The sequence below is a fragment of the Mesorhizobium sp. BR1-1-6 genome (genome assembly GCF_020165355.1).
In the GTDB taxonomy this organism is placed as follows: Bacteria; Pseudomonadota; Alphaproteobacteria; order Rhizobiales; family Rhizobiaceae; genus Mesorhizobium.
In genome coordinates this window covers 381,961-399,872 of record NZ_JAIUHZ010000002.1, presented here as the reverse complement: position 1 = coordinate 399,872, position 17,912 = coordinate 381,961, and the positions used below count along the sequence as shown (strand labels likewise).

General features: G+C 63.8%; 19 protein-coding genes. 8 read left to right on the top strand and 11 right to left on the bottom strand.

Going from position 1 to position 17,912, the window contains the following annotated elements; all coding sequences use genetic code 11:
- Position 1 precedes the first annotated feature (1 nt).
- Positions 2 to 913, bottom strand: a complete 912-nt coding sequence (locus tag LB545_RS07195; protein WP_140495943.1) for a lytic transglycosylase domain-containing protein — start codon at positions 911 to 913, stop codon at positions 2 to 4.
- A gap of 180 nt (positions 914 to 1,093) precedes the next feature.
- Here LB545_RS07195 and LB545_RS07190 point away from each other — a divergent pair, with 180 nt between their 5' ends.
- On the top strand, positions 1,094 to 1,663 hold the full coding sequence (locus LB545_RS07190) for a methylated-DNA--[protein]-cysteine S-methyltransferase (protein ID WP_224704714.1): 570 nt from the start codon (positions 1,094 to 1,096) through the stop codon (positions 1,661 to 1,663).
- A gap of 28 nt (positions 1,664 to 1,691) precedes the next feature.
- Here LB545_RS07190 and LB545_RS07185 read toward each other — a convergent pair whose 3' ends face one another.
- Complete coding sequence (locus LB545_RS07185; protein ID WP_224704712.1) at positions 1,692 to 2,021, bottom strand: hypothetical protein; 330 nt, start codon at positions 2,019 to 2,021, stop codon at positions 1,692 to 1,694.
- A gap of 275 nt (positions 2,022 to 2,296) precedes the next feature.
- On the opposite strand from LB545_RS07185, the gene LB545_RS07180 reads away from it, so the two are divergent.
- Both LB545_RS07180 and LB545_RS07175 read left to right on the top strand, forming a co-directional pair.
- Positions 2,297 to 2,509: a cold-shock protein gene (locus tag LB545_RS07180; protein ID WP_010910991.1), complete on the top strand. Its 213-nt coding sequence runs from the start codon at positions 2,297 to 2,299 to the stop codon at positions 2,507 to 2,509.
- A gap of 267 nt (positions 2,510 to 2,776) precedes the next feature.
- Complete coding sequence (locus tag LB545_RS07175) at positions 2,777 to 2,977, top strand: iron-containing alcohol dehydrogenase (protein ID WP_140556015.1); 201 nt, start codon at positions 2,777 to 2,779, stop codon at positions 2,975 to 2,977.
- Positions 2,978 to 3,328: 351 nt separating this feature from the next.
- Here the strand turns inward: LB545_RS07175 and LB545_RS07165 are convergent, their stop codons facing one another.
- The 3 genes from LB545_RS07165 to LB545_RS07155 form a co-directional block, all read right to left on the bottom strand.
- Positions 3,329 to 3,937: a glutathione S-transferase family protein gene (locus LB545_RS07165; RefSeq protein ID WP_224704710.1), complete on the bottom strand. Its 609-nt coding sequence runs from the start codon at positions 3,935 to 3,937 to the stop codon at positions 3,329 to 3,331.
- A gap of 113 nt (positions 3,938 to 4,050) precedes the next feature.
- A complete protein-coding gene (locus LB545_RS07160; protein WP_224704708.1) occupies positions 4,051 to 4,899 on the bottom strand; it encodes an EAL domain-containing protein in 849 nt (282 codons plus the stop codon).
- The gene (locus LB545_RS07155) at positions 4,896 to 5,786 is read right to left on the bottom strand and encodes an EAL domain-containing protein (protein ID WP_140556021.1); all 891 of its coding nucleotides are present in this window, start codon (positions 5,784 to 5,786) and stop codon (positions 4,896 to 4,898) included. Before LB545_RS07155 ends, LB545_RS07160 begins: the two co-directional genes overlap by 4 nt.
- Positions 5,787 to 6,001: 215 nt before the next feature.
- Between LB545_RS07155 and LB545_RS07150 the strand changes: the two genes are divergently transcribed.
- Positions 6,002 to 7,204: a pyridoxal phosphate-dependent aminotransferase gene (locus LB545_RS07150; RefSeq protein ID WP_140516803.1), complete on the top strand. Its 1,203-nt coding sequence runs from the start codon at positions 6,002 to 6,004 to the stop codon at positions 7,202 to 7,204.
- Positions 7,205 to 7,260: 56 nt separating this feature from the next.
- Here the strand turns inward: LB545_RS07150 and LB545_RS07145 are convergent, their stop codons facing one another.
- Positions 7,261 to 7,656 (bottom strand): cupin domain-containing protein, encoded by a 396-nt coding sequence (locus LB545_RS07145; RefSeq protein ID WP_140495951.1) that lies wholly within the window; start codon positions 7,654 to 7,656, stop codon positions 7,261 to 7,263.
- A 325-nt stretch (positions 7,657 to 7,981) separates the two neighbouring features.
- On the opposite strand from LB545_RS07145, the gene LB545_RS07140 reads away from it, so the two are divergent.
- Entirely contained in the window at positions 7,982 to 10,033 is a 2,052-nt protein-coding gene (locus LB545_RS07140; RefSeq protein WP_140495952.1) for an elongation factor G, read from the top strand.
- Positions 10,034 to 10,906: 873 nt separating this feature from the next.
- Positions 10,907 to 11,404, top strand: a complete 498-nt coding sequence (locus tag LB545_RS07135) for a methyltransferase family protein (protein ID WP_140556023.1) — start codon at positions 10,907 to 10,909, stop codon at positions 11,402 to 11,404.
- Between the two features lie 21 nt (positions 11,405 to 11,425).
- On the opposite strand, the gene LB545_RS07130 is transcribed toward LB545_RS07135, so the two are convergent.
- Positions 11,426 to 12,322: a LysR family transcriptional regulator gene (locus LB545_RS07130; RefSeq protein WP_140495954.1), complete on the bottom strand. Its 897-nt coding sequence runs from the start codon at positions 12,320 to 12,322 to the stop codon at positions 11,426 to 11,428.
- Between the two features lie 89 nt (positions 12,323 to 12,411).
- Positions 12,412 to 13,386, bottom strand: a complete 975-nt coding sequence (gene trxB, locus LB545_RS07125) for a thioredoxin-disulfide reductase (protein ID WP_140495955.1) — start codon at positions 13,384 to 13,386, stop codon at positions 12,412 to 12,414.
- 250 nt (positions 13,387 to 13,636) lie between these two features.
- On the opposite strand from trxB, the gene LB545_RS07120 reads away from it, so the two are divergent.
- Entirely contained in the window at positions 13,637 to 14,116 is a 480-nt protein-coding gene (locus LB545_RS07120; protein WP_140495956.1) for an Lrp/AsnC family transcriptional regulator, read from the top strand.
- A gap of 173 nt (positions 14,117 to 14,289) precedes the next feature.
- On the top strand, positions 14,290 to 15,084 hold the full coding sequence (locus tag LB545_RS07115) for a glycosyltransferase family 2 protein (protein WP_140556025.1): 795 nt from the start codon (positions 14,290 to 14,292) through the stop codon (positions 15,082 to 15,084).
- A 15-nt stretch (positions 15,085 to 15,099) separates the two neighbouring features.
- Here LB545_RS07115 and gmhB read toward each other — a convergent pair whose 3' ends face one another.
- Genes gmhB through rfaE1 form a run of 3 tightly spaced genes read right to left on the bottom strand, consistent with a single transcriptional unit; the run spans position 15,100 to position 17,816 of the window.
- Complete coding sequence (gene gmhB, locus LB545_RS07110) at positions 15,100 to 15,750, bottom strand: D-glycero-beta-D-manno-heptose 1,7-bisphosphate 7-phosphatase (RefSeq protein WP_140556027.1); 651 nt, start codon at positions 15,748 to 15,750, stop codon at positions 15,100 to 15,102.
- Positions 15,743 to 16,315, bottom strand: coding sequence for an SIS domain-containing protein (locus tag LB545_RS07105; RefSeq protein ID WP_140556028.1), 573 nt, complete (start codon positions 16,313 to 16,315; stop codon positions 15,743 to 15,745). The genes gmhB and LB545_RS07105 overlap by 8 nt, the downstream gene beginning before the upstream one ends.
- A gap of 7 nt (positions 16,316 to 16,322) precedes the next feature.
- Positions 16,323 to 17,816: a D-glycero-beta-D-manno-heptose-7-phosphate kinase gene (gene rfaE1, locus LB545_RS07100; RefSeq protein WP_140556030.1), complete on the bottom strand. Its 1,494-nt coding sequence runs from the start codon at positions 17,814 to 17,816 to the stop codon at positions 16,323 to 16,325.
- Positions 17,817 to 17,912: the final 96 nt, after the last annotated feature.

Here is a 17,912-nt window from a genome sequence, read left to right as displayed (position 1 = left end):
CTCAGGCGTCGGGCAGCAGGCGGCGCCGCTTGCGGTCGACGCCGAGGCCGGTCGCCTCGAGCAGGCCCTTGCGCTTGGCGTCGAAATAGTAGCCGGTCTGGTAGAGCCAGTCGGCGCGCTTGGCGTTGCCGTCCGACACCAGCCAGGCGCCACGCAGGTATTTGACGGCGTATTTCAGGTTGGTTTCGGCATCGAACAGGCCCCTGGCCGGTCCGTCATAGCCCATGCCGCGCGCCGTCGCGTGCTTGATCTGCATCAGCCCCCAATGGCCGTTGTTGTAGGCTTTGGGATTGAAGGTGCTTTCGCGGTTGACGACATGGCGCACAAGGTCGACCGGCACCTGATAAAACGCGGCGTATTTTACGATCAGCCGGTCGATATCGCCGCGCACGCCGGTCGCATGCTCTTCCTGCACCGGAGCGGCAGGAAACTGGACGAGGGCAGCCGGATTCTGCGGCACAACATAGGCCGCCTGCTGCACGCCGGGCATGGCTTTCTGATCGTTCCTGGCGATCGCCGGCACGATGAGCCCGGCGGTGGCGTAGGTGGCTGCCGCCTTGATTGGTGCGCCGGCGCCAGCCGGCGGCGGCGCCTGCCAGGCATTGGCGGTCATCACCGCCGGCACGGCCGGTGCGGTTGGGGTCGCTCCGGCAAAGGCCGCGGTTGCCGCGGCCGCCTGTGTGGTCGGGCCGGCGGACAACTCAGCGGTTTGAACGGGCGTAATCCCCGACGATTCCGGCAGCACCGAAACCGTCTCCGGCAACGGTATGGTGAAGCCGGCATCGGTGCCGGCGACGGTCGCTGTTTCGGTCAGGGAAGACGCGGATTTCATCTGCGATGTCGACGTGCAACCGCTGACGCAGGCCATGGCCGCGATCACGCCGAGCGCGATAAGGGTTTGTTTTGCTGGCAAGCCGCGTTCGGGTCCGGTTCGTCGGATGTTAAGAAATCCCTTACACCAGCGATTCCTGGCGAGCAATCGGGGCGCTCAGGTGGTTTTCGGGTGGCGAGACTCGGGCCGAAATGCCATATTGTTCCTGATATGTACCGGCATGAATGCCGGTTTCTGGCCATTTTGCGAAAGGAGCACGCCATGCAAACGCCGTCGCAGATCACAGCCGGCCACGCAGTGTTAGAAACAGTGATCGGCTTCATGGGGATTGCCTGGAGCGAAAAGGGCCTGATCCGGCTCTGCCTGCCCGAACGCAGCAGCGAGGCAGTGGAACGGCGGCTGCTGCGCCATGCCGGCGTTTCGGCCGCTACCGTGCAGCCGCCGTGGGTGGTCGAACTGATCGCCTCGATCAAGGCCTATGCGGCAGGCGAGGACGTCGATTTCTCCTCCGTGCCGGTCGATCTCGACGGCATCGACGATTTCCGCCTCGCCATCTATGGCGCGGCGCGAAAGCTAGCCTATGGTGAAACCACCACCTATGGCGAACTGGCCAAGCGCGCCGGCCATGCCGGCCTGCCGCGCGAAACGGGTGCCGCGCTTGGCGCCAATCCGGTGCCTCTGGTCATTCCGTGTCACCGCATCGTCGCCGCCGGCGGCAAGATCGGCGGCTTCTCCGCGCCCGGCGGCTCGACCACCAAGGAAAAGATGCTGGCCATGGAAGGCGTGCGCGTCGGCCCGCCGCCGCCAGCGCAGGTCTCATTCGGATTTTGAAACGATAGCCGCCGCGCCAGGCTATGGCCTAGTCGTTATGAAAAAACCGCCGGCGGAAATGCCGATCGTTGTCCGGGCGCTTGCAATTATAGACCGAGCAGGATTTCGTATCGGCGCTCGGCACATAGGCGCGTGTCCTCACCTCCCCCGTTGTGCAGAATTGCTGGCTCTGCACGTAGCGGTCGTAGAGTGGCAGTCCCGGTACCCGCCTCGACTGGTAACGCAGGATGACGGCGCCCTGCCGCGCGATCGTCGCCTGCACGCGGCCACACTCCATCCGCGTCGGATCGTAGCGCGAGATCGCCTGCGCCTCGGCGGCAATCAGCGTCAGGCATGCTGCCAGCAGAATGGTCTTCATGGTCCTCTCCCCTGATGCGCGGCTCACGGACAGCGCCATCTGACGCAACGGTTTCACCGGATTGGGGCGGCCATTGGGCGGTCCCTCGATCACGGCTTTCTCACGCAGTCTTGTATTTCGTGCGAAAGCAGCCTATATCAGCCCCATTGATATTTCGGCCGATCGATCCGGGCCTCGCGATCTTCGCGTTTGCTGACGTCTATCTCCAAAATCTCGATGCACACCGGCTGGACCTCGGTTCAGTCAAACCAAAGCAAATGTGAAGGACTATTTTTATGGCAACTGGAACGGTCAAGTGGTTCAACGCCACCAAGGGCTTCGGCTTCATCCAGCCTGACGCGGGCGGCGCGGACGTTTTCGTCCACATCTCCGCTGTCGAGCGCGCTGGACTGTCGACCCTGGTCGAAGGCCAGAAGATCAACTTCGAGATCGAGCAGGACCGCCGCACTGGCAAGTCGTCCGCTGGATCTCTGAGCAAGGCAGCCTGATTTTGAAAATGGCGCGCGCCGGGCGACAGCCCGGGGCGCGCGGCAAGTCACGGATGTACTGACGGTCGCGCGAGAAGCGCGCCGGAGCGGAAAGACCCGACAAGCCGGATCAGCAGATAGCTGCCAGCCCGGACCGGACGCTCCCGATCAGGCTACCGAAATGGGAAGGCGGGCATTGTCCCGCCTTTTTATTTGCCTGGATTCCAGGCATGCAAAGCCGAGCCTAGAGTCCCACCTGTGGTACCATTAGAGTGGTATTATCCGGCCATGACCAAGCTTGAGCAAATCGAAAAGTCCATCACCGAACTGAGCCCTGAGGAGCTGAAGGCGTTTGCCGCATGGTTCGAGGCGCTCCAGGCGGACCTGTGGGATCGGCAGATCGAGACCGACGTGAGGGCGGGGCGATTGGACAAGCTTGCCGAACAGGCATTGGCTGACCATCGCGCCGGCCGGACTCGGCCTCTGTGAACAACATCGCCTCTCCATCATTCCGGAAGGCTTATGAAAAACTGTCGTCGTCGATCAAAACAAAGGCGGACAGGAGTTTTCTCAGACTGCGTTCCGATCCTTTTCATCCCTCCTTACATTTCAAGCAGGTAGGTTGCTATTGGTCGGCGCGGGTCGACGAAACTACCGGGCTGTTGCCATACGCAACAATGAAGATGTGATCTGGTTCTGGATCGGCACCCATGCCTACTACGACCATTTGTTGAAATAGCTCCCGCGCAGCTTCTCGGACGATGGGTGGCCGGGCCTCGCGCCTGTTTGGCGCGCCTCGCCCAAAAGAGCCGCGGGGCGGTGGCGAGGTTGAGGATAAAATTACCCTACCCACTCCATAGAGACGTGCCCCGGATCCGCCACCACGCGGTCAAGCCACGCAGCCACCGCCGGATAGGCGTCGAGCTGGAAGCCGCCCTGCTCCGCCGTATGCGTATAAGCGTAAAGCGCGATGTCGGCGACGCTGTAGGCGTTTCCGGCGAAGAACGCGTTGTTCTCCAGGTATTTATTCATGACACCGAGCGCCTTGTTGCCGCGCTCCAGTGTCACCGCCAGCCGCTCGGGCGTCGCGTCCTTGGCCCTTTCGGGAAAGGTCAGCAGCGCCTTGCGCACGGCGATATAGGGCTCGTGGCTGTACTGTTCGAAGAACAGCCATTGATAGGCGAGCCCGCGCTCATATTTGTCCGCGGGCAGGAAGCGCGTGCCCTCCGCAAGGTAGAGCAGGATGGCGTTGGATTCAGCGATCCGCTTTCCGTCGTCGAGCTCCAGCAGCGGCACCATGGCGTTCGGATTCTTGGCGACGAAATCCGCTTTTCGCGTATCACCCGTGTGCGAACTCACCTCGACAGTGGTGAAAGGGAGGCCGAGCTTGGCCATCAGCAGGCGCGGCTTGTAGCAGTTGCCGCTGTCGATCATGCTGTAAAGTATCATCGCTGGTCCCCCGAGCGCTGCCCTGTGCAGACGCGATTATCGTAGCCGCGCCGTCCTCACCAATGATTAGTTTTGGCGCGACGATCAGCGCCGCTGATGTGTAGCACACGGCGCTACCCGAACAGCGGCACCACCTTGCTGTCCCTGCCCAGCAGCGCGTCGATGGCGAGCGGTCGCTGGTCGAAGATCACCCCGGCCAGCGCCGGCCGGGCGAGTAGAAAACCTTGCAGCAGGTCGACGCCGCCATCGAGCGCGACGCGCAGATGGGTGGGCTGTTCGATGCCCTCGACCAGGACCTTGGCGCCGCGGTCGTGCAGGCTGGAGACCAGCGGGCGGAAGAACCGCTCGGCGGCGGCGTGGCGGCAGAATTGCGCGAACCAGCCACCGTCGATCTTGACGATATCGGGCTTGAGCAGGCTGACCCGCTCCTCGGTCGAGTGGCCGGTGCCGAAGTCGTCGATGGCGATGCGGATGCCGTCGCGGCGCATCTCGCGCACCAGCCTGGCCAGCAGCGTGTCGTCGGCCGCCTGTTCGGTGATTTCGCAGACCAGCATGCCGGGAGCCAGGCCGAGCTCGCCGAGATGCCTGCTCATCAGCCGGATTTCGGCCAAGGCCCGGCCCCGATGGGCGTTGGCCAATGGATTGTAGTTGAAGAACAGATCGAGCCCGTCGACGCCGATGTTGCGGAAATTCCTGAGATGCAGCACCCGGCACATGGTTTCGACGAACAGCCGGTCCTCGGCCGCGACGCCTTCGAAGAACGCCCGTGCGGCGCCCGGCCGGCCGGCGCGATGCGGCTCGATCAGGCCCTCGACCGCGATTGCGTGCAGGAAGCGGCCGCGCGGCGCGAAGATCGGCTGGTAGGCGCTGCGCAGGCGGAAGTCGCCATAAACGCCATATTCGATACCGACCTCGTCCATGAAGATCGCATCGCCGACATCGCGCCGCCGCTCGGGCCTCATCGTGTGCCCCTGCGCCCAAAGGCTTTCGCCGCCCGCGCGGTATGCGGCGCGGCTGCCGGGACGGAAGATGCACTGTCGGCGGCAGGCGATGGCCCGTCCTCGCCGAAGACGCGGAAGCTGGTCGGCGCCAGTTCCGGCCGTGCCAGCACGAAACCCTGGACCATCGAAGCCCCGGATTTCTCGGCCAGCTCCAGCTGCCAGCCTTCCTCGATGCCCTCGAACACGGTGCGGATGCCTTGTGCCTCGAAGCTTTTCACCATGGACGTCAGCAGCGCGAAGCCGGCGCCGGACTCCATCAACTGCGTGATCCAGTGGGCATCGAACTTGACGATGTCGGGTTTCAACTCCTTGATGCGGTTGATGTCGGAATCGTCGGCGCCATAGTCATCGACGGCAATGCGAAAGCCGTTGCCCTTCAACGCCGCGACGAAACCGTGCAGGGTCTCCTGCGAGGCTGGACGCTGCTCGGTCACCTCGCACACGACACGGCCCGGATCGATGCCGGCCTCATGCAGCACCAGGCGCATTTCGCGCAAGGCATTGTCGGCAACGGCGCGCTCGGTGAACACCGACGGATCGAAATTGACGAAGATCGACGCTTCCTGCGGCAGGCAGGCGCCGGCATTCAGCAGATGCAGCGTCCTGGTCAGCGCCTCGACATGAAGCCGGTCGGCGGCCGGGCAGGTGCTGAAGAAGCTCATTGGCGATTGCGGCTCGCCGTCGCGGAACGGCCGGATCAAGCCCTCGAAGGCGGCAACCGACAGCTTGCCTTCCCTGAAGGCGAAGATCGGCTGGAAGGCGCTTTGCAGCGTATAAATGCCCCAGACACCTGACGAGGTGCCGTCATCATGACGGATGATATGGGCAAGCCCGATGCTGCGCGACAAGGTTCCTCGCTCCGCGAACTGGCGCAATTGGGTTGCGATCCTGCCACGCAAGCCTCTACCGCCCGTTAATGAACTTTCTGTTGTCGATCACGGCTCATTGACCTCCTTGCGGCACTGGCCCAGCCGACAATGCTTGCACTCACGGGAATGATGCGACATGAGAAGCGCCGCGGCCGCTCCTGGCCGCGCTGATCCTTTCTGGAGAGAAAAAGGTCATGGCCTTCCTTGCCGACACCCTTTCACGCGTGAAGCCTTCCGCCACCATCGCGGTGACGCAGAAAGCCCGCGAGCTGAAAAATGCCGGCCGCGACGTCATCGGCCTGGGTGCAGGCGAACCGGATTTCGATACGCCCGACAACATCAAGAATGCGGCGATCGAGGCCATCCGCCGTGGTGAGACCAAATATCCGCCGGTGTCTGGCATCGCACCGCTGCGCGAAGCGATCGCGAAGAAATTCAAGCGCGAGAACAATCTCGACTACAAGCCCGAACAGACAATCGTCGGTACTGGCGGCAAGCAGATCCTGTTCAACGCCTTCATGGCGACGCTGAATCCCGGCGACGAGGTCATCATCCCACGCCCCTATTGGGTCAGCTATCCCGAGATGGTGGCGATCTGCGGCGGCACCTCGGTGTTCGCCGACACTTCGATCGACAATGGCTTCAAGCTCACTGCCGCTGTGCTGGAAAAGGCCATCACGCCGCGTACAAAGTGGCTGCTGATGAACTCGCCGTCGAACCCGTCGGGCGCCGCCTACACCGAGGCCGAGCTTCGGTCGCTCGCCGACGTGCTGCTCAGGCATCCGCATGTTTGGACGCTGACCGACGACATGTACGAGCATCTGACCTACGGCGACTTCGTCTTCAAGACCATCGCCGAGGTCGAGCCGAAGCTCTATGAGCGCACGCTGACCATGAACGGCGTGTCGAAAGCCTATGCCATGACCGGCTGGCGCATTGGCTACGCCGCGGGTCCCGTCCAGCTGATCAAGGCGATGGACATGATCCAGGGCCAGCAGACGTCGGGCGCCTGCACCATCGCGCAATGGGCCTCGGTCGAAGCGCTGAACGGCCCGCAGGACTTCATCGCCAAGAACAAGGCGATCTTCCAGGGGCGCCGCGATCTCGTCGTCTCGATGCTCAACCAGGCGCGCGGCATCTCTTGTCCGTCGCCGGAAGGCGCCTTCTACGTCTATCCGTCCTGCGCCCAGCTGATCGGCAAGAAGACCAAGGCCGGCAAGGTGATCGACACTGACGAGGCCTTCTGCTCGGAGCTGCTCGAGGCCGAGGGCGTGGCGGTGGTATTCGGTTCGGCCTTCGGCCTCGGTCCGAACTTCCGCATCTCCTACGCCACGTCGGAGACGCTGCTGGAGGAGGCGTGCACGCGCATCCAGCGCTTTACGGCATCACTGACCTGATCGTGAAAACAAAACCCGGCCAAACGCCGGGTTTTTAGATCGGCTCGACACGGTACTCAGCCGCCATATTGGGCCGGCGTCACCGCTTCCAGCCAGTCGGCATGCACGCCCTCGAGCGCTTCCTGCATGGCTATATGCGTCATGGCCGTTTTCGGCCCGGCGCCATGCCAGTGCTTTTCGCCTGGCGCGAACGAGATGACGTCCCCTGCCCTGATCTCCTGGATGAGACCGCCCCAGGTCTGGGCGAGGCCGGCGCCCGACGTGACGTACAGCGTCTGGCCAAGCGGATGCGTGTGCCAGTGGGTCCGCGCGCCCGGCTCGAAGCTGACCAATGTCGCCCGCAGCCGTGCCGGAGCCTCCTTCTCGATGATCGGCGTCTGCAGCACCCGGCCGGTGAAGTACTTTTCCGGCGCGATGACGGTCGGCGTGCTGCCGCAAGCAATGATCTTCATCGTTCGATCCCTGGAACTGGTGGCGATGCGGGCGGCGGCGACGCCGCTCTTCTTTCGAGACCCTAGTTTCGGCCGATATGGCCGTCGACGCAACCGGTCTGTTCGGCTTGCAAATCAGCGGCAACCGCACCGCGCGCTCGGCCCTTGAGGCTACCTATTTTCCTTGCCCTGCCGGCAAACAAGTGGGACGATACCTTTGGGCCGGTTGAAGACAAGCCCGCCCGCGACGGTCGAACAGGCCGGCCGCCGCTCAGGACCGACTGACCTTGGCCTGAACCATGAATGCCAGTCGGTCTCCAGGGAAACGCCTGAGTGGAGGTCAGTCATGGGTAATCGCGCCGGAGGAAGACGCACGGGACCGAAATGCATTGCCATAGTCGGTCCCTTCGCAAGCGGTAAGACGACACTTCTCGAAGCCATATTGGCCCGCACGGGCGCCATTCCCCGCCAGAACCCGGTTTCCTCGGGAAACACCGTTTCAGATCATTCGCCCGAGGCGCGCGCCCACGCCATGAGCGTCGAGGCGACCTTCGCCACCACGGAATTCATGGGCGAGCAGTTCACCTTCGTCGACTGTCCCGGATCGATCGAATTCTCCTTCGAGGCCGAACCGGTACTGGCCGCCTGCGACCTCGCGGTGGTCGTCGCCGAGGCCGACGAGAAGAAGATCCCCGCCCTCCAGCTCATCATGCGCAAGCTCGACGATCTCGGCGTGCCGCGCATCCTGTTTCTCAACAAGGTCGACAAGGCGATCGCGGGCGTGCGCGACACGCTGAAGATGCTGCAGCCGGCAAGTGCGGTGCCGTTGCTTCTGCGCCAGATACCGCTGCGCAAGGACGGCGTCGTCATCGGCTCGATCGACCTGGCGCTGGAACGCGCCTACATCTACCGCGAATATGCCGAGAGCGAGGTGGCCCAGATCCCCGGCGACGAAAAGGCGCGTGAGCTGGAAGCCCGTTTTTCGATGCTGGAACGGCTGGCCGACCATGACGACCAGTTGATGGAACAGCTGCTCGAGGAGATCGAGCCGCCCAAGGACGCGGTCTTCGACGATCTTGCCGCGGATCTGCGCGACGGCGCCGTCACGCCGGTGCTGATCGGCACCGCAGAGAAAGGCAATGGCGTGCTGCGTCTCCTGAAGGCGATCCGCCATGATGCGCCCGACATCGACGCGACCCGCAAACGGCTCGGCGCCCCCGAAGGCAACGCAACCGTGGTTCAGGTGATGAAGACCATCCATACGCCGCATGGAGGCAAATTGTCGGTGTCGCGCATCCTTTCGGGACAGGTCGCCGATGGCTCCGAGCTCTGGCTGCCCGGCGGCGACATGGCAAAGGTGTCCGGCATCTACAGGATGCTTGGCAAGGACCAGTCGAAGCTCACCGCGGCGAAGACCGGCGACACGGTCGCGCTCGGCAAGCTGGACGCGGTCAAGACCGGCCAGACGCTGACCTCGGCCAAGGGCGGCATGAAGCCGCTGCTCCAGTTCGAGCCGCCGCAGCCTGTCTTCGCTTTCGCCTTGCGGCCGAAGGAGCGCAAGGACGAGGTGAAGATGTCAGCCGCCATCCAACGGCTGGCCGAAGAAGATCCCTCGCTCAGCCTGCATCATAACCAGGACTCGGCCGAGACCGTGCTGTCGGGCCATGGAGAAATGCACCTGCGCGTCGTACGCGAACGGCTCGAGGGCAAGAACCAGATTCCGGTCGAAGGCCATCCGCCGGCGGTGCCCTACCGCGAGACTATCCGCAAATCGGCGCAGCAACGCGGCCGCCACAAGAAGCAGTCCGGCGGCCACGGCCAGTTCGGCGATGTGGTGATCGAGATAAAGCCGCTGCCGCGCGGCGCAGGTTTCCAGTTCACCGATACCATCACCGGCGGCGTGGTGCCCAAGACCTACATCCAGTCGGTCGAAAGCGGTATACGCGATTACCTGAAGTCGGGCCCGCTCGGCTTTCCCGTCGTCGACGTCGCCGTCAACCTGTCGGACGGCTCCTACCACGCGGTCGATTCCTCCGACATGGCCTTCCAGATGGCGGCCAAGCTTGCCATGAAGGAAGGCATGGCGGGCTGTTCGCCCGTGCTCCTGGAGCCAGTGATGAAGGTCGAGATCGTGACGCCCTCCGATGCGACCTCGAAGATCATCGCGCTGATCCCGCAGCGGCGCGGCCAGATCCTCGGCTACGACGCGCGACCCGGCTGGCCAGGATGGGATGTCGTCGAGGCGACCATGCCGCAATCCGAGATCGGCGATCTGATCATCGAGCTGCGCTCGGCCACCTCAGGCGTCGCCAGCTACCGCGCCGTCTTCGACCACATGGCCGAACTCACCGGCCGGCTCGCCGACGAAGCGATGAATGCCAACGGCAAGGCAGCCTGATTCTGATGCATGTCGTCTAAAGTGATCTCGGCTTTGGGACATCGACATCCACAAAGATTTGGGTGAGTGCCCTCTCGAACCTTGTTCGAGGGGGCGCAAACAAAAAACGACGCCCGGGGGGCCGGACGCCGTTTTGTTTGCGGACCGTTTTCTTGGGAGGAGAAACGGCAGGTCCGCCGCATCTTGAAGTCGCCGCTTCGGCGGAAGAAGGTTCGGACGCGGTAGCCGCCTGAGCCCGGATCGTCCGAGTGATGCCCCCATCTCCCGTCCGACCACACCGCGTCCTATGGTCTGCTTAGCAGGAGCCGAACGCCTTTGACATGTTACCAGAGGTTACATGTCACTGTTACGTGGCTATTTCGGTGGATTTTCCCGCCCTTCCGGCAGCCTCCGGGCAACAAAAAAGCCGGATCAATGAAGATCCGGCTGAGTTTGATTGGAAGTGCCTGTTAAGGCTAACCTCCAGAGGGGAACACTCGAGGGCGCTAATGGGAGGAGAACGCGCCCAGGAGATGAACTATATATGTGCTCATCATGCCCAAGAAACAAGCATCTATTTTGCAACACACGCATGCAAAAAGACGCAGGCTGTGGTCTAAGCCATTTCTGGACCCAATAGGACCAGCAGAATCACCGAAGCGGAACCCGCAATGAGACAATTGTCACGGCGGAATCGCGAATCACGCTCGGTTTTCATCCCGAAATGTCAAAAATGCGCAATGGCGTGGAATGAGGCAGCAGGCGTTTATTTCCGAGGCAACTAATGCATGTCGCGCAAAGTGTCCTCGGTTCGGCAGCGACGTGAACAACAAAGACTTGAGCGCGTCGCGGGAATCGGTTTGGGCGTGACATGCTTCAGGCGGGAGACAAGCAATGCGGACCTTTTCGGCGATCGCCGGCAGTGCTGCGTTCTTCATCGCGGCACCCTGTATCGTCGCCGGCCTCGTGCCGTGGCTGCTGACGGATCGCTGGGACCGGCCATGGTCGAGCCTGCCGGGTCTTGCCCCTCTTGGCTGGATCCTCATCGCGGTCGCCGTGGCGGCGCTGCTGCATGCATTCGCCTGCTTTGCGCTTGAAGGCCTCGGCACGCCTGCTCCGGTCGCTCCGACCGAGAGACTGGTGGTCGGCGGGCTCTACCGCCATGTCCGCAATCCGATGTATGTGGCGGTGCTGTCGATCATCATCGGCCAGGCACTGCTGTTTTCAAGCTGGACGCTTGTCGCCTACGCCGCCATGGCAGCCGCGGCCATGGCCACCTTCGTCAAGCTGTACGAGGAGCCGACGCTCGCACGCCGCTATGGCGATGAATACGAAACCTACCGCCGCAACGTGCCCGCCTGGCTGCCCCGCCTGACGCGCTGGCGGAGGTGAGAGTCTGCGCGATCTCCGGGGTCAATACGACCAGCTCCGCGCCTTGGCGATGATGAAGTCGCGAAACACGTGCAGCTTCGCCTGGTTCTTCATCGCGTCGGGGTAGGCGAAATAGGTGTCGAAGGAAGGCACCTCCGTTTCCGGCAGGAGCTGCACCAGGCCGGAATCCTTGGAGATGACATAGTCGGGCAGCATGGCGATGCCGGCGCCGCCCTGGACCGCGCGCTTGATCGACAATATATCGTTGATCTGCAGCGTCGGCACGCGCTGGCCGCCCTCGAAATCGCCGACCGTCTCCAGCCAGTTCAGCTCCGACAGATGCGCCGGCACCGGCACGCCGAAAGTGACGATGCGATGCGCCTTGAGCTCGGCCACCGAAGCCGGCCTGCCATGCTTGGCGATATAGCCTGGCGAAGCATAGAGGTGGAAATGCACCGTGAACAGGCGGCGCTGGATAAGGTCCGGCTGCTGCGGCTGGCGCAGCCGGATGGCGCAATCGGCCTGGCGCATGGTCAGGTCGAGCTCCTCGTTGGCGAGGATCAGCTGCAGGCTGATTTCAGGATAGAGCTCGATGAACTCCTGCACGCGTTCGGTCAGCCAGCCGGCGCCGAGCCCGACCGTGGTCGTGACCCTGAGCACGCCGGAGGGGCGGTCCTTGGTCTCGGTCAGCCGCGATTTGATGGTCTCGAGCTTCATCAGCACGTCATGCGCCGTGCGGAACAGCATCTCGCCCTGTTCGGTCAGCACCAGGCCGCGGGCGTGGCGGTTGAACAGCGGCACGCCGACATCATGCTCGAGCGCGCTGACCTGGCGCGAAATCGCCGATTGCGACAGGTGCAGCGTCTCGGCCGCATGTGTAAACGACCCTGCTTCCGCCGCAGCGTGAAACACGCGTAGCTTGTCCCAGTCCAACGCCATGATTCCCCTCGTTCCTGTTTGGCGTCTGAATGAAAAATCAGGCTTTTACACGGCGTTTCTAAGCCGTTCTTTCAACAGTTTGCGAACCGCTATTCGGCCGCCTCGCGATGCACCTCGATGCCGGCCAGGTACTTCTCCGCCTCGAGCGCCGCCATGCAGCCCAGCCCCGCCGCAGTCACCGCCTGGCGATAGATATCGTCGGTCACGTCGCCGGCGGCGAACACGCCGGGCACGTCGGTGCGGGTCGAATCCGGCGCCGTCCACAGATAGCCGTTCGGCTTCTGCTTCAGCTTGCCGACGAACAGCTCGACCGCCGGCGCATGGCCGATCGCGACGAACACGCCGTCGACCTCGAGCTGCGTCTCGACACCCGTCACCACGTTGCGCAGCTTCAACCCTTCGACCGAAGGCGGCAGTGGCGTCTTGCCCGGACGGCCGGTGATCTCGTCGACAACCGTGTCCCAGATGACGCGGACATTGTCCTTCTTCAAGAGCCGCTCGCGCAGGATGCGTTCGGCGCGGAAGTCCGAGCGCCTGTGGATGACCGTCACGCTCTTGGCGAGGTTCGACAGATAGAGTGCTTCTTCCACCGCCGAATTGCCGCCGCCGACCACCGCGACATCCTTGCCGCGGTAGAAGAAGCCGTCGCATGTGGCGCAAGCCGATACGCCGAAGCCCATGAACGTCTGTTCGGTCGGAATGCCAAGCCATTTGGCCTGCGCGCCGGTGGCGATGATCAGGGCATCGGCCGTGTAGACGGTGCCGGAATCGCCCGTTGCGCGGAACGGCCGCACGTTGAGATCGACCTCGGTGATGATGTCGGCGATGATGTCGGTGCCGACATGTTCTGCCTGCCTGAGCATCTCGCTCATCAGCCACGGACCCTGGATGGGTTCGCCGAAACCGGGATAGTTCTCGACGTCGGTGGTGATCATCAGCTGGCCCCCCTGCTGCAGGCCGGCGACCAGCATCGGCTTCAGCATGGCGCGGGCGGCATAGATCGCCGCGGTATAACCGGCCGGGCCGGAACCGATGATGAGGACAGGCGCGTGCTTGGTGGTCATGAAAAGCCTCTGCGGAGGGCTGCCGGCGTTTGCGGCATGGAAAACTCGTCGATGTCGCGCGTAATGTAAGTGTTGCCCACGACGCCAGCAAGGCAAGTTGGCGCTCGTCCCCGGAAAGCTTTGTCGCACCGGGCGAACCGCTCTGGTGCTGCGTGGATTTCCGCGTGTGGGATGGCGTGGACAGCAAAGTCGTTTAATTACAAAATCCCGCAAGATTCTTTCGCCACCCGTAACCATCGAAAGCCCCGAAATGCCGCTCAAGGCCGACCTCGACGCAATCGACTGGAAGATCCTTCGCGAATTGCAGGCAGATGGGCGCATGACCAATGTCGAACTGTCGAACCGCGTCGGCATTTCGGCACCGCCTTGCCTGCGCCGCGTCAAGCGACTGGAGGAAGCCGGCATCATTCGCGGCTATCGGGCGCTGCTCAACGCGCCGGCGCTCGGTCTCGACGTGGTCGCCTTCTGCCTAGTCGGCCTGCACCATCAGGCCGATGCCGAGCTTCGCATCTTCGCTGAGCGCACGCGCGGCTGGCCGGTCGTACGCGATGCCTGGATGGTGTCGGGCGAATCCGATTTCCTCCTGCACTGCGTGGCAAGCGACCTCGGCGCCTTCCAGACCTTTGTCATCGAGGAACTGACCTCCACGCCGAACGTCGACACGGTGCGCACAGCCCTCACCATCCGCCGGGTCAAGGATGAAGGGTTGGTCTCGTTCGAGCGGCCGTGACGCCGATCGATTGCGGCGCCCGGCCAAAGCGAATTCCGGAATTTCGCCACATCGCCGCCGCGTTGATAACGGACAGGCGCAGGCAGCCGGATCGTCCTGTGCGATTTGGCGCCTGATTGGTTTCCTTGCCCAAGCAGCGTAAGTTCCAAGGACAATCCGCCGTGGAAGGGACCATGACCAGGTTTGCAAGCCCGATTTCGGCGCTCATCATCTGCATGAACGAGGCCGATATGATCGGCCCGTGCCTCGAAAGCATCGATTTTTGCGCCGAGATCGTCATCGTCGATTCAGGCTCCACCGACGCCACGTTGGACATCGTTCGGCAGTTTGTCGCTGAGGGCTATCCGATAAAGCTGCTGCACAATGGCTGGCCGGGTTTTCCGCATCAGCGGCAATTCGCGCTCGACCACGCCACGCAGCCCTGGTGTCTTTCGATCGACCCGGACGAACGCGTCGACGACCGGCTGCGGCAGTCGATCGTGGCGGCGGTCGAGACGGCGAATGCCGGCATCAGCGGATGGTACATCCGCCGCCGCGACTGGCTGAAGGGCTACGGCTATGCCCATCGCTGGGTGCTGCACAACAGGCTGTTGCGGCTTTTCCGCCGGGAAGGTGCGACCATGGACGTGACCGCGCGGGTCCATGAATCCTTCGGCGTTTCCGGCGAGACCAGCACGATCGAAAGCGGCGTGCTGCTGCATCGCCGCGAAATATCGGTCGAGGAGGATCTGGCCCGGGCAAATGCCTATTCCAGCCTCAAGGCGGCCACCCTGGTCGAGAAAGGCAAGAAGCCGGGCCTGGTGCGGCTGGTGCTTTCGCCGCTCGGCAACTTCCTGAAATTCTATCTGGCCAAGCGCTACTTCCTGTGCGGCCGGCACGGCTTCGTCTATTCGATGTCGGTGATGATCTATTCCTTCGCCACCGAGGCCAAACTGTATGAGGCCTCGCAAGGCAGCGAACCGGCGTGAGCGGTCAGGTCCGGATCAAGACCGCTTATCCCGGCCATCGAGCCGCCCTATGGCGGCGAGCAGGCCGTCGAGGTCGCTGCTGTCCCGCAAGGGCCTGATGACGAAGCCGGAGCGAAGCTGCGCCTCGCCGTCGACGAGCCAGCCCTGCGGCAGGCCGGCGCCCAGGCCTGCCTCCATGTCGGCCAGCTTGTCGCCGACGATCACCGACCGCCGGAGATCGAGATCGAGGCGTTTCGCCGCCTCGAAGAGCATGCCGGGATTGGGTTTGCGCATCGGGTGATCCGATATGCCCAGCGGCCCCACGCCAGCCTCGTGGTAGGCGCAGGCCAGCACCATGTCCACGACAACGCCCTGATCGCGCAACAGCTCGAGCACGCGGCGGTTCACATCGGCGAAGGCACTCCAGCCGAAATAGCCGCGCGCGATGCCGGACTGGTTGGTCACCACCACGACCGGGATGCCGGCATTGTTGGCGGCGGCGATCGCCGGCAGCATCTGCGGCCGGAGCTCGATCTCGGCCGGATCGCTGGGATAGTCGGTATCGACATTGATGGTGCCGTCGCGATCGAGGAACAGCGCCGGCTGGCCGGCGGGAAAAACCCTGCCGCCTATCCGCTCCACCCACAGGCCCGGCTCGGCCAACGGGTGCGGCGCCTTGTCAGCCATTGCTGAGGCGCGCTTCCACCACCTCGCACAGGTGATGGTAGAGGCACAGATGCCCTTGCTGGATGATCGGCGTCGAGGTCGAGGGCACGTTGAGCAGGATGTCGGTGAGCGGCGCGAGCTTGCCGCCTGTGTCGCCTGTCAGGCTGATCACCGTCATGCCCATGGTCCGTGCCTGTTCGGCGGCCGCCAGGATGCTCGGCGAATTGCCGCTGGTCGAGATCGCCAGAAGCACGCCGCCGGCCGCGCCATGCGCCTCGACCTGGCGCGAAAAAACGGTGTCGAAGCCGTAATCATTACCCCAGGCGGTCAGCACCGCGGCATTGGCCGGCAGCGCGATGACATTGTAGCCCTTGCGCTCCTTGAGAAAGCGGCCGACCAGTTCGCCGGCGATGTGAATGGCGTCGCTGGCCGAACCCCCATTGCCGCAGATCAGCAGCGCCTTGCCCGACGAAAGGGCGGCGACGATCGCGCTCGCCGCACGTTCCATCGCGCCTGTGAGATCGCGCTCGACCAGCGCCGTGATCGCGGCCGCCGAGCGGACCAGGTAATCGTTCAGTTCGGACATGAAACCCTCAATTCTTATTACCGGCCGAGCGCAGCCTGCCGATGGTGCCGGTCGTGCTCTTGCCGGCGACGAGATCGACCAGGACCACGCGCCCGCCGGCTTTCTGCACCACGTCCGCGCCGACCACGGTGTCGACAGTGTAGTCGGCGCCCTTGACCAGTATGTCGGGCAGAAGCGCCTCGATCAGCGCCAGCGGCGTGTCCTCGTCGAAGACCACCACCGCGTCGACAGACGCGAGTGCCGCCAACACGCAGGCGCGGTCATGCTGGTCGTTGACAGGCCGTTCCGGCCCCTTCAGCCGGCGCACCGAAGCGTCGCTGTTGAGGCCGAGCACCAGCCGGTCGCACTGGCTGCGCGCCGCGTGCAGCAGGCTGACATGGCCGGCATGCAGGATGTCGAAACAGCCATTGGTGAAGCCGACGCTGAGGCCCTCCTCCTTCCACGCCGACACCAGCCGTGCGGCCGATTTGGCGTCGAGGATGGCATCCCTGTGGACGCTCGGACCGTGCGATCGAAACAGCGCGCCGTTGAGTTCCTCGACCGTCAGCCGCGCCGTGCCTCGCTTGCCCACCACAACGCCGCCGGCTGCATTGGCGATCGAGGCGGCCGCGGCCGGATCGGCGCCGGCGGCAAGCGCCAGCGCGAAGGTCGCGATCACCGTATCGCCGGCGCCCGACACATCGAACACTTCGCGCGCCTGCGTGGCGATGTGGCGCGCCTCCGTCGGACCGACGACGCTCATGCCCTTTTCGCTGCGCGTGGCGACGACGAAGTCGAAGCCATGCGCCGCAAGCAGCTCGCGCGCCGCGGCCACGATCTCGTCATCGCTGAACACCGGCCGTTCGACCGCTTCGCCGAGTTCCTTGCGGTTGGGCGTGATGGCGGTCGCGCCGGCATAGCGTGCATAATCCCGGCCCTTCGGATCGACCAGCACCGGCTTTCCCGCCTCGCGGCAGATCGCGATCAATTCGCCGGCGACGCCGTCGAGCAGGATGCCCTTGCCGTAATCCGACAGGATGACGATGTCGGCGTGCGCCAGCGCGGCGCGGAAATGCCGGACCAGCGCCGCGCGCTCCGCCGCGCCGAGCGGCTTGATCTCTTCCTCGTCGAAGCGCAGCACCTGCTGGTTGAGCGCGCTGAAGCGGCTCTTGGACGACGTCATGCGGCCGCGCTCCCGCGCCAGGCCTGTCGTGTCGGCGCCAAGCTCGCCGAGCATGCGCACCAGGCTGTCGCCTGCCGTATCAGAGCCGATCACCGAGACCGGAATGGCGGCGGCGCCGAGCGAGATGATGTTGGCCACGACATTGCCGGCGCCGCCCATCGCCAGGCTCTCGCCGCGCCCATGGAGCACCGGGATCGGCGCTTCAGGCGAAATCCGCTCGATGATGCCGTTGACGAACCGGTCAAGGATGAGATCGCCGACCACCAGCACGGTGGCCTGGCCGAAGTGCGCGATGGCGCGGTGCAAGGGCTCGGGGGAAAGTGGGTCGTGCTTGGTCATGTCACTGGCAACGCGCAAAAACCGGTTTTGAAGATGCATGGAGGACAAATTGGCCGGGATCGGTCGTTCATGGCGATGCCGATATACCGCAATTCG